The sequence below is a fragment of the Mitsuokella jalaludinii DSM 13811 genome (assembly GCF_000702905.1).
GTDB classification, from domain to species: Bacteria; Bacillota; Negativicutes; order Selenomonadales; family Selenomonadaceae; genus Mitsuokella; species Mitsuokella jalaludinii.
The window spans coordinates 1-13,718 of the sequence record NZ_JNKR01000031.1 but is presented as its reverse complement, the minus strand read 5'-3'; the positions used below and the strand labels follow the sequence as shown (position 1 = coordinate 13,718).

General features: G+C 61.3%; 8 protein-coding genes and 1 tRNA gene. 2 read left to right on the top strand and 7 right to left on the bottom strand.

Features of this window, described 5'->3' with window-relative positions:
• Positions 1–248, top strand: a 248-nt coding sequence (locus T518_RS10220; RefSeq protein ID WP_036378635.1) for a transposase, incomplete at its 5' end; no start/stop codon positions are given.
• Between the two features lie 471 nt (positions 249–719).
• Here T518_RS10220 and addA read toward each other — a convergent pair.
• The 5 genes from addA to T518_RS10195 are packed head-to-tail and all read right to left on the bottom strand — an operon-like array spanning position 720 to position 12,741.
• On the bottom strand, positions 720–4,571 hold the full coding sequence (addA, locus tag T518_RS10215) for a helicase-exonuclease AddAB subunit AddA (RefSeq protein ID WP_036378634.1): 3,852 nt from the start codon (positions 4,569–4,571) through the stop codon (positions 720–722).
• The gene (locus T518_RS10210) at positions 4,537–8,169 is read right to left on the bottom strand and encodes a PD-(D/E)XK nuclease family protein (RefSeq protein WP_036378633.1); all 3,633 of its coding nucleotides are present in this window, start codon (positions 8,167–8,169) and stop codon (positions 4,537–4,539) included. Before T518_RS10210 ends, addA begins: the two co-directional genes overlap by 35 nt.
• 7 nt (positions 8,170–8,176) lie before the next feature.
• Positions 8,177–11,248 (bottom strand): AAA family ATPase, encoded by a 3,072-nt coding sequence (locus T518_RS10205; protein WP_036378632.1) that lies wholly within the window; start codon positions 11,246–11,248, stop codon positions 8,177–8,179.
• Positions 11,245–12,399, bottom strand: a complete 1,155-nt coding sequence (locus T518_RS10200; RefSeq protein WP_036378630.1) for an exonuclease SbcCD subunit D — start codon at positions 12,397–12,399, stop codon at positions 11,245–11,247. Before T518_RS10200 ends, T518_RS10205 begins: the two co-directional genes overlap by 4 nt.
• A 54-nt stretch (positions 12,400–12,453) precedes the next feature.
• Positions 12,454–12,741 carry a hypothetical protein gene (locus T518_RS10195; protein WP_036378628.1) on the bottom strand — a complete coding sequence of 96 codons (288 nt, stop codon included), beginning with the start codon at positions 12,739–12,741 and terminating at the stop codon, positions 12,454–12,456.
• A gap of 165 nt (positions 12,742–12,906) precedes the next feature.
• Here T518_RS10195 and T518_RS10190 point away from each other — a divergent pair.
• A tRNA-Ala gene (locus tag T518_RS10190) sits at positions 12,907–12,982 on the top strand.
• Positions 12,983–13,147: 165 nt separating this feature from the next.
• On the opposite strand, the gene T518_RS12035 is transcribed toward T518_RS10190, so the two are convergent.
• Both T518_RS12035 and T518_RS11670 read right to left on the bottom strand, forming a co-directional pair.
• Positions 13,148–13,573, bottom strand: a complete 426-nt coding sequence (locus T518_RS12035; protein WP_155948157.1) for a hypothetical protein — start codon at positions 13,571–13,573, stop codon at positions 13,148–13,150.
• Positions 13,574–13,585: 12 nt separating this feature from the next.
• Entirely contained in the window at positions 13,586–13,705 is a 120-nt protein-coding gene (locus T518_RS11670) for a transposase (RefSeq protein WP_226868813.1), read from the bottom strand.
• Between the last annotated feature and the right edge of the window lie 13 nt (positions 13,706–13,718).

The window sequence follows — 13,718 nt, the reverse complement described above, 5'->3', positions numbered from 1 at the left end:
AGACCTTGACGTACATGGACTTTCCGGAAGAACACTGGAAGAAAATCCGTACCAACAACACCATAGAACGCCTCAACCGGGAGATTCGTCGCCGGACGCGCGTCATTGGCACCTTCCCTGATGGAGAGAGTGCGTTGATGCTCGTCTGCGCCAGATTACGTCATGTCGTGAGTTCCCAATGGGGCGCAAAAAAATATATGGACATGAAGCATCTATATGGATGTGATGCCGAGACCATCCTTGACTAATTGCAACGAGGATGCGGTTCATGATTTTGCGAAAGAATATTGACAGTACCATACAATTTTATTTGTCACACTTATCTTTGCTGGTAATTTATCATGATTCAAGCCGGAAATAGTGATAATTTCTCTTGGTCGGCTTATCGCCACTGGAAAATATCCGCAATTATAGGTCCTTATATCTGCATTTCTCAAGCAATCATTTATTGTATAAAGGTCAGAAATATTCATTTGCGAACCTTCTCTCTATGATACTATTCTCCAATATCCATACACTCTTTTAACACCATCACTACATGCTCAGATTTTGTGCAAATTCGATGCGACTCTCTATCTAAAATGTTGATTATGTCCAATAATATAACTCAAACTTCACACACCTGAACCCCTTATAAGATAAGCCTTCACCAGAGATTCAAACATCCGTCAAGACCGCCGCTGGAACACCGCCTCGAACGCTACGAGAAAATTGATCGGTTAAGAAATCCGCAAGCTCGTGCCGTCATGAAGCATGAACAGGATGCTCTCTTTGACATTCTTACCTAGGATGGACTCGACGGCTTCGCGGTAGAGCTCGATCTGCTTGGCGTAGTGGCGGCGGATCTTTTCGGGGGTGGTGTCGCGGTCGGTCTTGTAGTCGAGCAGGACGAGGCTGCCATCGGCTTCTTCGAAGAGGACGTCGATGACGCCTTGGACGAAGATTTTCTCGCTGTTGCCCGCATAGGCGGGGTTGACCTCGCCTACGGGGATCATACGGCTGAAGGGCAGCTCGCGCCAGACATGCACGGCCTGCTGCATGCGCTGGCCGAGAGAGGACTGGCAGAAGGATTCGATGCTCGTGTAGTTGACGGCAGCCTCGTGGCCGGCGGCAATCATGCCGGTGGCTTCCATGCGGGCGACCTGTGCGCGCAGTCCCTCGCGCGTGAGGTCGCCGTGCAGGTCGAGGTTCTGCATGATGCTGTGCATGAGCGTGCCGCGCTCGGCAGGTGAGAGCCGCCCCTTCTGCTGCAGGAACTGCGGGCGGCGCCAGACGGGCGACGCTGCCGGTGCGATGGGCAGGGCTGCTGGCTCGTCTTCACGCAGCGACTCGGCAAAGCGCTGCTTGATCTCGGAAACGGTCATCTTGGCCGTGATGCCCGGCAGTTCCTCGGCATCGTAGTGCCAGCTCAGGCGCTTCTCGACGAGTTCGCGCTCAGGCGAGGCCGGCAGCGCCCTGCCCTCGCGCACGGACTGCAGGGTCGCATCGAGCTCTTCCTGCTCCTCCCTTGGCTGTATCGCCTCGGCGCTGAGCAGGTTGACAGCAAAGTGAGCCGCCGGCTCGACGGTATCGAGCATCTCGCCCCAGCCCACGCCGGCCGCCTCGCGGATGGGAGCACCGTCGGTATGGCGCGCCACGGCCGGTGCAATCCAGTCGAGATAGCTGTCCGCCTCGCGGATCATATCGTCCGGCAGGGCGAGCTCGCGGCTGTCGAGGCTGCGCGCATAGCGGGCAGCCTGCTTCTCCCATTTTGCCGCGGACAGGGTGCCCGTCAGAATGAGCTTTTCACGCGCGCGCGTCATGGCGACATAGAGCACGCGCATCTCCTCGGCCTTCGTCTCGGCAATGATGCGCGCGCCGATGGCCTGATACGGCAGGGTGTCGTACATCTGCCGCCCGACTGTCGAGCGCTCGACGAGCCGCGGGCCGATGCCGAGCTCCTTGTGCAGCAGGAAGGTGCCCCTCGCGTCGAGCTGATTGAAGCCCTTAGCGATGTCGGCGACGATGACGACGGGGAATTCCAGGCCCTTGCTCTTGTGGATGCTCATGATGCGCACGACGTCCTCGCTGGCGCCGAGCGTGCGCGCGACGGAGAGATCCGTGTCGCGCTTGCGCAGGTCTTCGAGGAAGCGCAGGAAGCGGAAGAGACCGCGGTAATTCGTCTTCTCGTACTCGGCGGCGCGGTCGGCGAGCATGCGCAGGTTGGCCTGACGCAGCAGGCCGCCCTTGAGGCCGCCGACGTAGTCGTAGTAGCCCGTCTCGCGGTAGAGCTTCCAGATGAGCTCCGGAACGCTGTGGCTCACAGCGTAGCTGCGCCAGCGGTTGAGCGCGGCACAGAAGTCGGCCGCGCGGTCGGCGAGCCCCTCCTCGAGAGGCGTCTCCGGCGAATGGCTGCGCAGCAGGGCGCCGAAGAGATCTTCATCGGGGACGGACATGCGCAGGCGCGCGAGCTCCTCCATCGTAAAGCCGCCGATTGGCGAGACGAGCACGGCCGCCAGCGGGATTTCCTGCCGCGCGTTGTCGATGGTCTTCAGCAGGGCGAGCACGAGCCGCACCTCATTGGCCTCGAAATAGCCGCCATCGACGTCGGCATAGGCCGGGATGCTGTTCTTGCGCAGCAGTTCGAGCAGGGTGTTCGCCTTGCCCTTGACGGCGCGCAGCAGCACGGCGATATCGCGGTACGCGAGCGGACGATAGCCGCCCGCATCCTTGTCGAAGACGCGGCAGCCCGACTCCATGAGACCTGCGATGCGGTCCGCGATGTGCTGGGCCTCGAGCTCGAAGCCCTCAAGCTCCTCGCCGCCCGTCTCATCTCCCGCATCTGCCGCCTGACTGAGTCCCTCTACGGGCTGCTCCGGCTCGCCGCGCAGGATGATGTCAAGCTCCATGGGCCCCTTGAGCGTATGCTCGGCCTCGGGATATGAGGCGCCCGGATAGAGCCGGCTCTTCTCGTCGTACTCGATCTCCATGGCCTCGCGCGTCATGACCTGGTCGAAGATGAAGTTGATCGGCGCGAGGACCTCGGCGCGGCTGCGGAAGTTCTGCTTCATCGTGATGAGCTGGTCCATGTCCTCTGCGCCCGGATTCTCGGGATAGGCGTCATACTTCGCCTGGAAGAGGTATGGGTCGGCAAGGCGGAAGCGGTAGATGCTCTGCTTGACATCGCCGACGGTGAAGCGGTTGTCCGCGCGTGCGATGAGGTTCAGGATGGCCTCCTGGACGCCATTCGTATCCTGGTACTCATCGACCATGATGACAGCGTACTTCTCGCGCAGGTCCTCCGCCGCATCCGTGCGCAGTGCCTTACCCCGCTCGCCGCGGAAATCTGCCTCAGAAGCTCCAGCAAGCGCCTCCGGGTCACGGCAGAGCACGGCGAGCGCGAAGTGCTCGAGGTCGCTGAAATCGAGGACATTGCGCTCCTTCTTGGCCGCCTGCAGTGCGTCGATGAAGGCCGTCGTCAGGTCGACGTAGCGGCGCACGGTCGCGCTGCACGCCCTGATATCTTCCAGCACGGATGCTTCCGTCTCGGCCAGATAGCGGTCGCGGGCATCCGTGAAGATCTTCTTGGCCTCGTCGCGGCTCTTCTCGAAGGCCTTGCGAATGTCCGGGAAAGCATCGCGCAGCGCCTCGTACTTCTTGCCGCGCAGCACAGGCTGCTTCCATCCCTTAGCCGCGGCGCAGAGCGCATCCCAGCCGCCCGCCTGTTTCTCGGCAAGCGCCGTGCGGTAGACTGTCTGCACCTCTTCGAGCTTCTCGATGCAGCTCTGCAGGTATTCGACATACGGCTGCCAGGCCGCAAGCAGGGCCTTCTCTTCTACTTCTGGCCGCACGCCGGTCCGGACAAGCGCGCAGGCCGCCTCATAGGCATGGATGCTGCGCTCGATCTCCCGGCCCACCGCCTCCACGATGGTCGCGGTCCATGGCGTCTGCCAGAAGTCCGCCGCCTCTGCCTCATAGCGCTCCTGCTGCTGGCGCAGCCACGCCTTCGGGAACGGCTGGCTCTGGCAGAAGTGGTAGAGCTTGAGCACGGCCTCGTAGACGGCCTCATCGCCGTGGTCGTCGCCGTAGTCGTCGACGAACTCGAGGAAGTCCTGCCACTTCGCCTTCCCCGCTTCGTCTTCTGGCATCTTGTAAGAGGTCTCGAGCAGTTCCTCGAGCACATCGCGGCGCATCAGGACCATCTCCTGGTCGCTGGCCAGCCGGAACTGCGGGTCGACGTCGATGGCGTCGATGTTCTGGCGGATGACCTTCTGGCAGAACGCGTGGAACGTGCAGATGGAGGCGCCGGACAGCAGTACGATCTGGCGCTCGAGCCAGGCGGCTGTCTCGCGGTCATCCGTCTCCAAGAGCTTCTTCTGCAGGGCCTTGTCGATGCGCTCGCGCATCTCCGTCGCCGCCGCATTCGTGAACGTCACGACGAGCATCTCATCGACGCTGCACTCGCGCGCCAGGAGCTGCGCGATGATGCGGTCGACGAGCACGCGGGTCTTGCCGGAACCGGCCGCCGCTGCGACGAGGATGTTGCGGTGGCGCGCCTCAATCGCTTTCTTCTGATCCTCTGTGTATTGCATCGAGCAAATCTTCCTTTCCTGTGCACGAAGCCATCTTCTCTTCCAGCACCGCATCGTCCTCCGGGCCAATGTCGCGGTATGCATAGCCCTCGATGTCGGGGTCGAAGCCGCAGACATCGCGGTATTCGCAGTAGGTGCAGGCCGTCTGTTCCTTCTTCGCCTTGAGGCGGTACGGGCTCGCGCTGATATCGCCGCCGAGGATGGCCCGGCCCGTATCGCGCAGGATGTAGTCGACGTACGCGAGCATGAGCTCGAACTCCTCCGGCTTGCGGATGTAGCCGCGCTTCCTGCTGTTGCTGTCGAAATCCATGACGGGCTCGCCATCGGGACCGATGACATCCTTCTTCTTCTCGTCCTTGACCTTGCTGAGTCCCGGCTTGATGAAGGAGAAGCTCGCGTCGATGGCCTTGGCGACGTCGAGGTCGGCCAGCACCCAGCCCGGCATGCGCAACTCGGCGTTGACGCGCTTCTCGAGCTCTGCCTGCGTGTACTTCTTGCGCGTCTGCAACAGTGGATTCTGCAGGAAGGCGTAGAGGATGCCCGCGGGCAGGCGCTTCTCACCCTTCTCTCTGAGCAGCTCGCGCCCGACCATCATGTAGACGAGCAACTGCAGGCGCAAGCCGTAGTATACCTCGAAGAGGTTGATGGCGACATGGCCCGTCTTGTAGTCGAGGATCAGATAGTACGGCGCGCACTCGTGCAGGTCAAGGCGGTCGATCTGGCCTTTGAACGAGAGCGCATAGCCATCGCCGAGCGGCAGTGGCTTTAAATGCACCTCGTCGTCAGGGTGGCCGAATGCCTCCTCGAAGAAGGCCGGCTGGAAGGCCGAGACGGCCGCCCAGGCTGACAGGTGGCCGACGGCCTGCTCCGCCGTCTTCTCGATGCGCTTCTTGAGGTGGCGGTAGTTGTCGCGGCTCAGCAGGATCTCACTCTGCAGGCGCGGAGCGAGCGTGTTGACGAGCTCCTCGCAGAGCTCGGCGCGCTTCTCCTCCGGCACATCCTGCCAGCGGTTTGCGTAGTCGCGCTTGACGATGCTGCCGTACTCCTTGAGCACGGCGTGCAATAGCTGGCCGAGGTCCATCGAGCGGAACTGGTACTCCCTGCGCTCCTGGAGCTTCAGGCCGTAGGCCGCGAAGTGCGCGAACGGACACTGGCGGAATTTCTCGAACTGCGTCACGCTGCCGCGCAGGACCGTGCCTTTGGCGAAGATCTGCTCCGCCAGCTCCTTCGGTATCCTACCATCGCCCGCATGTGCAAAAAGGCCCGAGAGTGCGAGACGAAGCGGCCGCTGCCATTCCTTCTGCCGCATGGCCCAGTTGTAGACATCGCGCCAGCAGGGCTGCATCTCCTGATGCTCGCGCTCGCCGCGCAGGGCATTGGCGAGGCCCGAGAGAGCCGGGCGCGGTGCCGCTAGCAACAGGTCGTCGTCGCGCCGCACCGTCTCCAGCGGAATGGAAAGGAACGCCGCCTTCGGGAAGAGCTCGCGCATTTTCTTGACGAGTGGCGACGGCTGCAGGCCATTGCCCTCCGCATCAGCCAGCGCATAGGAAATCCAGAGGTACTCGCGCGCCTCTGTAAAGCCGCGGTAGAGCAAGAACTTCTCGCCGAAGCTCTTCTCGTGGCCGCCGCGTGAGATCGTGTGCTCCTCTTCGCCCTCTTTCTGGCAGGCAGCCAGCGTCTCCGCGATGTGCAGGCGGTCGGCATCGGAGAAGATGCCCTGCTCGCGCACGCGGCGCGGCATCGTCGCGGCGTCGGCGCCTAAGATGTAGAGACCGCGCATGTTGTCGAGGCTGTTCTGATCAAACGAGGCCAGCGTCACATAGTCGAGCCCCGGCGGGATCAGGGAGATCTGCAGCGCATCGAGGCCGTCGCTCAGGACAGCCTCATAGTCTGATAGCGTCATCTTCTCCGCACCGCTGACTTCAACGAGCTGGTCAAAGAGCGCCATGCTATCGTCCCAGAGCTGGCGGTGCTCGGCTGCATCGGCCAGGCGTCCCTCGCGCTCAGCGATCTCCGCCCACTCCTGCAAGCGCACGGGCACCTCGAGGCGCACGAGGAAGTCGTAGAGAGCCTTCGTATAGCCGCTGACGTCATCGGCCGCGCGCAGGTCGCGCTCCAGCTCGGTCAACGCCTCGACAGACTGGCGGCGCAGGGAGTCGATGAGCGCCAGCGTCGAAGCTGTGTCCTCGTCGACCTGCTCGCCGTCCTCTAAGCTGTAGCGGCGATGCCAGTCCCATGGCTTTTCCTGCTGCCAGCGCTTGCGGCCGCGGATGCCGAACTCGAGCACATAGTTCTCGAGCCGGTCTATGTCCTCGCGCACCGGCGGGAAAAAGCCCGTGCGCAGGCAGCGGAAGACCGTCTCATAGCGCCAGTCACGCGAGACGACCTCGATGGCCGAGCGCATGAGCTCCGCGAGCGGATGGTGGATGCTCGGCCGCTTCGAGTCCTCGAAGAACGGGATGCCGTAATCCTCGAAGACGAGGCGCACGAGATCGCCGTACGCTTCACTGTCGCGCACGAGGATGCCGAGCTCGCGGTAATGCCAGCCCTCGTCGCGCACGAGGCGCAGGATGTCCGCAGCCGCACTCTCGACCTCGAGCCTCCTGTTGGCCGCCTCGACGAGCTGCATGCCCGCATCCTCTGGCCGGGCCGAGCCGCCGTAACGGAAGAGATCCTGCTCCATCCCGCGCAGGATACTTGCCGGCGCGAAGCGATGCTGCTCCGCGAGCAGGTGGATGGGGATTGTACCGCGATAGCCGAGTTCCTCACGCGCCATGCGGCGGATGGCCTGCAAGGTCCGGTACGGGCGGTTGAAGAGCGCCGTCTCCTGCAGATTCTCGGGCAGGTCGAGACGCACGCGCTCCTCTCCTTCTGCTATGCCTGCCATCGGCAGGGAGACATGCACCTTGGCTGCCGTCATGAGCAGAGCGCGCAGCACGGCCATCTCCTGCGGATTGAAGAAGATGAAGCCGTCGAGCCAGACCTCTGCCCCGTTGAGCAGCGGCGCTTCGGGGATGGCCTCAGCGAGCTGGTTCATCATGTCTTCGGCATCGTTGGCCTTGCCCTGCATCTCCACCGCGAATTCATCCGTCAAGAGCGCCATCTCCTGCAGCTTGCCCGCAAGGCGCTCGTTGCCCTTGGCGAGCTCTTCGGCAGCTTCGCGCAGCACATCCGTCGTCAGGCGGTAGCTCTTGAACTCCTGGATGGCGTCCGAGAGGCTCTCCGTGAAGCCGCGCTGGCGCACAGCACGCGCAAAGACATCGAGGTCCTTCTCCTTCTGATGCTTCACGAGGATCTTGCGCAGGAGCAGGCGGCGTCCGACGTCGCTGATGCGCGGCACCTTCATATGGCCCGTCTCCAATAGCACGTGGCGCGCGAAGCGGCGGAAGCCGAAGACGTAGCTGCGCAGGAAGCCGCTGCCCTTCGGGATGCTCGCGGCGAGCTCGCGCTCCACCTTGAACGTCATGTGTTCCGGCAGGAGCAGGATGAGCGCGGGGCCCATCGGTGCTTCTGCCATGCGCTGCCGCATGGCATCAAGGCAGGCATGCGTCTTGCCTGTCCCCGCTCTGCCTATGATGAAATCGAGTGTTGCTGTCATATCGTCCTCAACTTTCTGCCGTGCCGAGCTCAAAGTGAGCCGTGCTGCCGCCGCTCTTCGTCTTCGTGACCTCGAGCCTTGCCGGGATGCGGCTCCGGAGCTCCTCGACATGCGAGATGATACCGATGAGCCGGCCGCTCTTCTGCAATTCAAACAGGGCCTTGAGCGCGACGTCGAGCGTCTCGCTGTCGAGCGTGCCGAAGCCCTCATCGATGAACATCGTGTCGAGCCGCACACCACCCGCACAAGCCTGCACGACATCAGCGAGGCCGAGCGCCAGCGAAAGTGACGCGAGGAACGACTCGCCGCCCGACAGCGTCGCCAGGGGGCGCGCATACCCAGAATAATGGTCGAAGATCTCCATATCGAGGCCGCCCTGCTGATTGGCCCTTTGGCGCTGCCCGGCGTGCAGCTCATACTGGCCGCGGCTCATGATGAGCAGGCGCTGGTTGGCCATCTCCATGACATCGTCCAAGAGAGAGTGCAGCACGTACGTCTGGAAGGAGACGCGGCTGCCCGTCCTGCCGCCCGCGAGCTCCGAAAGGCCCGTGATGCGCGCGTATGCCTCTGTGAGCGCGCCGCTCTGCTCGCGCAGGGCAGCGAGTTCCTTCTTGCGCTTCTGCCACGAGCGCAGCACCGTCTCAGCCGCAGACGACTCGCGCAGAGCCCTCTGCCAGGCCTGCTGCGACGCACGCGCATCATCTTCAGCCGCCGCGAGGTCCGGCTTCTTCAAGTTCTCGATCGTCTTCTGGCAGGCAGAAAAATTCGTCTGCGCCGTGTGCAAGGCCTGCTCGTGCGCAAGGAGTTCCTGGCGCACCTCGTCGCGGTAGCGGGCATCGCGCCAGCTGCCCTGCAGTGCCTCCTCATAAGCCGCCTCATCCGCAAAGCCCGCCTGCGCCAGGCGCTCAGCAAAGCCCTGCTGCAGGTCTGCGGCCTGCGCCTGACTGCGCAGGAGTTCTTCGCGCTTCGTCTTCCACGCCGACTGCGCCGCATGGTAGCGCGTGTCGAGGTCGTGATAGTCCCGTTCAGCCGCCGCAGCCGCCTCTTCTGCGGCCTGCCATGCCTTCTCGCGCTGCTGGTACTGACGCATGAGCGCCTGAGGCTCTGCTGGCAGTTCCCTGCCCGCAAGCTGCTCCTGCTTATCTTGCACGAGCGCTGCGGCAGCCGCGGCCGCGGCAGCGCTGTCGGCAGCCTTCCGCTCGAGCTCAGCGCTCTTTCCCTTCAGCAGGGCCTCGCTCTGCTGCCCACGCTCGATTGACTTCAACAGGCTGTCATGCATCCGAGCGGCCTCTTGCGCATCCCGCAGGGCGGCTCGGACCTTGGCCAGTTCTTCAGCCAGCCCGGCTGGGTCTTCCCCATCGAGCTGCTTCACCAAGGCTTCTGCCTTGGCCTCGGCAGCGGCGAGCTGGCCGGCCTTCTCCTGCGCTTTGGCCGCAGCAGCCTGATACTGCTGCTCCAGTATGCTGACGTCTCTTTCCTTCTCCTCGAGCATCCCATCCGTGACAACTTCAGTCACGGATTTTGCAAGATCTGGATGGTGCGTCGCGCCGCAGACTGGGCAGGGCTCGCCCTCCTCGAGGTTCTCGGCCAGCAGCACGGCACGCGCCTCCCTGGCCAGTTCGCGCAGGTGCGCGAGTTCAGCGCGGGCTGCCTGCCAGGATTTCTCTGCTGTCTCAGCCGCTCTCGCTGCCTGTCCATGGCTGGCCGCGGCTTCCCGGACGAGTGATTTGCTCGTTGCGGCGGCGGCAGCTTTTTCCTGCTCGGCCAGGAGATTCTGCTCCCTGAGCTTCAGCGAGTCGATAGCCAGCGCCTCTTTCTGCAAGGCTTCAGCCTGCTGCTCCTGTGCCTTGAGCTGCTGCTCCATCTCCGCGAGCCTCTGCTTGGCCGCGGCGGCTTCCTGCTTTCCCTTTTCGCCCGCGGCCTGTTTGGCGGCAGCGTCTCTCTTCGCTTCTTCGAGCTCCTTGGCAACCTCCAGCAATCCCTGCAATACGATGAGCGTTTCGCGCTCAGCATCATGGGCCGGTTTCTGTTGCTGGACCGTGTCAAAGCGTTCCTTCGCCCTTCTGCGTGAAGCTGCGAGCTTCATCCCCTGCTGCCTGAGCGCTTCGAGGTCCTGCCCGCGCGTTGCAGCATCCTGTCTGGCCGCCTGCAGTTGCTTGGCGAGGTCTAAAAGCGCCGCGGCGCGGTCCGCCCTGTCGAGCAGAGCCTTCGCCTCCGCATCCTTTGGCACAGTATCCTCCCATCTCTTGAGCTCATCTGCCGCCCTGTCGGCCTGCGTGAACTTCGCCATCGTCTCGCGCGCCGCATCGCGCTCTTTCTCGCTCGCCTCCTTGCGGGACTGCAGAGCCGCCGTCCGGTCGGCAAGAATTGACGCCTGCTGCTCTCGTTCTTTGAGCAAGGCCGTGAACTCGGCCTCATCCTTGGCATCAGCCTCGGCGAGGTACAATCTCTGCTTCTCGGCGATGCCTTCGTATGACTTGCTGACTTCCGCCGCCTTCGCCTTGAGCTTGTCTTCGAGCTTCTGGTAGATCTCCGTGTTGAACAGGACCTTCATGATCTCCTTGCGTGCGCTCGTGTCGGCCATGAGGAAGCGGCGGAACTCGCCCTGCGGCAGCAGGACGACCTGGCGGAACTGCTTGCACTGGAAGCCGAGCAGGCGCACGATGCGCGCCTGCACCTCGCCATCGCGCGTCCACGACTCCGCCGCGCGTCCATTCTCCAGGCGCTCTAAAAGGACCTCCGGCGCCTGCCGCGCCAGTCCCTTGCCGCGCTTCGCCTTGCGCATGTACTCTGGATTGCGGCGGATGTGCCAGTGCGTGTCACGCACGCAGAATGTCAGGTCGACGTAGGTGTCATCCTCCGGTCCCGCTTCGCGGTTGCGCAGCATGCGAGGCGTCCGCGCCTCCGTCGCTGCCTCACCGTAGAGCGCATAGCAGATGGCATCAAAGATGCTCGTCTTGCCCGCGCCCGTCGCTCCGTGGATCAGGAAGAACGGCTGCTCAGAAAGAACGGAGAAGTCGAGGCAGACTTTCTTCTGGTACGGTCCGAAGGCACAGATGGTCAGGACTTCTGGCTTCATTTTTCATCCCTCTCTTCCCGGTAGATCTCCTGCAGGCAGCCGTGGACGATGGCCTGCTGCTCTTCTGCGAGCGGCTCTCCCGTCATATCCTCGTAATACTGGGAGAACAGCGTCTCCTCCGTGAGCTTCAGCACGGCCTGCCCCTCCTGCTCGCGCATCGTGCCCTCGCGCTGCAAGTTCGGGTAGAGCACGTGCATGAGGTTCGGGTAAATGGCCTTGAGCTTGTTGAACACATCGAGGATGATGCCGCGGTCCAAGAGCTCAACCTCGATGTAATCGTCCGACTGCGGATACGCCGCGCGGTCACCCTCGATGTCCGCGAAGAGACCGCGCACGCGCCGTACATCGTGCGGCGGCACGAGCGGCACGAACTGCTGGGTTGCCCGGCCCGTGCCATCGAGGTCCACGAGGATACAGCCCTTTTTCTGCTCGGCTTCATCAAACGAGTACTTCATGAGCGAGCCGCTGTAGCGGATGTGGTCGGCCCCGGCCCGCTGCGGATTGTGCAGGTGGCCGAGCGCCGTGTAGCAGAATGGCCGGAAGATACTAGGACGCACATTTGACGAGCCGCCGACAGCGAGCGGGCGCTCCGAATCCGAGCTCAGGCCGCCCGCCAGGAAAGCGTGTGCCACGGCGATTGAGCGCATATTCCCCGCCCGCTTCGCCAGGCTCCTTTCAATCACCAGCTCATGTGCCTGCTCAAAGTCCAGGGCTTTCTCCACGCCAAGAGCCGCTCGCACCGAAGCTGGCTCCATATACGGATAGAGGTAAACGGCAACCGGGCCGAAGTCATCTTCAACGACAACCGGAGCCATCTCGTCATCCAGCCGCCCGCGCGCAAAGATCCCCGATGCCCGCATGAGCTGGCTGCCGAAGTTCAGACGCGACTCACTGTCGTGATTGCCAGCGATGTAGAAGATCTTGATGTGCATCTCTGCCATCTTCATGAGGAATTCGTCAAAGAGGTCGACCGCCTCGACAGGCGGCACGCCGCGGTCGTAGATATCCCCCGCAATGATGACAGCATCCACCTTTTCCTCCTGCACGAGCGGCACCAGCTGCCCCATAATGATCTCCCGCTGATCCGCCGTCAGGTGCATCCCATGGAAATACCGCCCGAGATGCCAGTCAGCCGTGTGAATAAAGCGCACATGAATCCCTCCTGCTCTATGATTGATTCTCTATTCTCTTGCCGGCACTGTGCCTCACATATTCTTGTGCATGACGTACTTGTCCGTCGCTGTGTCGAGCATCTCCTGCCACGATGAGAATTTCGTGGCCTTGCGGACCCATGCGTCCATCTTCTCCTCCGGCAGCGCCTCAAAGTCTCTCTGGTTCTCGATCTTGAAGCGGCTGCCCTGCAAGAATTTCTCGAAAGTCCGGAAGCGCGTGTACTTGCGCATGAACGAAGTGTCGAACACCTCATTGAAGTCGACGAGCTCCGGCATCGTCTGATGCGGCAGCTGATAGAACCCAGTGATCTTGATGGCCATATGAACCCCTCCTGATTATCCTGTATGTAACATTGATTCCATTGTACCAGAAACATCACTGAGAAAAAAGTTTCGGTAAGGGCTGCAAAAACCTGCAAAAAATGCTTGACAGATACATGCAGCGTCTATTATAATAATATCTGTCGTTAGCGGTAACGCGAAGACGGGGGCATAGCTCAGCTGGGAGAGCGCTTGCATGGCATGCAAGAGGTCAGGAGTTCGATCCTCCTTGTCTCCACCATTCAGAAGTCAGAGGTCAGCAGGAATCTAAATGATTCGGCTGGCCTTTTTTGTATCTACAGTTTTATCGATATCTCTATTCCCCCTATGTCTAAACAGCACAAAAGCCTTCTGCGCCGTTTTCTTTCTAAATATTATAAGATACGACACAAAAGGCTTTTTTCCTTTATTTTCTTGCTCTATTTAGTAATTTTTTATAAATTTCTGGTTCATTATAGTAGATATCGAGGATTTGTTCCTGCCATCGATACGCAGGTTCCCAGCCGGTCTCTCCATCTGTCAGACCGTATTCAAGATGTGCCATCTGCAAACTTATGCCATTCTCATTGCGGAACTTCTCATCGATATCATAATGACGTCTTGCTGCGCGGGCACGCAATTCTTCTGAGACAGACGCAATTGCATCAGTACGCGAGATTTTACCAAACTGTACGTCAACTACCCGCGACTGAAGTCGCGAGCTTGAGGGAATCTTTCGATACCTCAATTTGCTTAGATAGGCCAGGCTTACTGCATTCGCAGTCTTGCGAGATACAGCAGAGGTCCGGTAATTACCAAAGCCATTAGCGTCCGCAAGTTGCCAAACGGACAAGATAGGTTTGCATCAATGCATGGATACGAGCTTTGCTTTGGCTCGCGCTAGGATGTTCTTGGCCGCATTCACGTCGCGAATGTGGTGTATCCCACATTTCGGGCAGATCCACTCGCGGTCCTTGAGCGTCAGTTTCTCTTTGCCG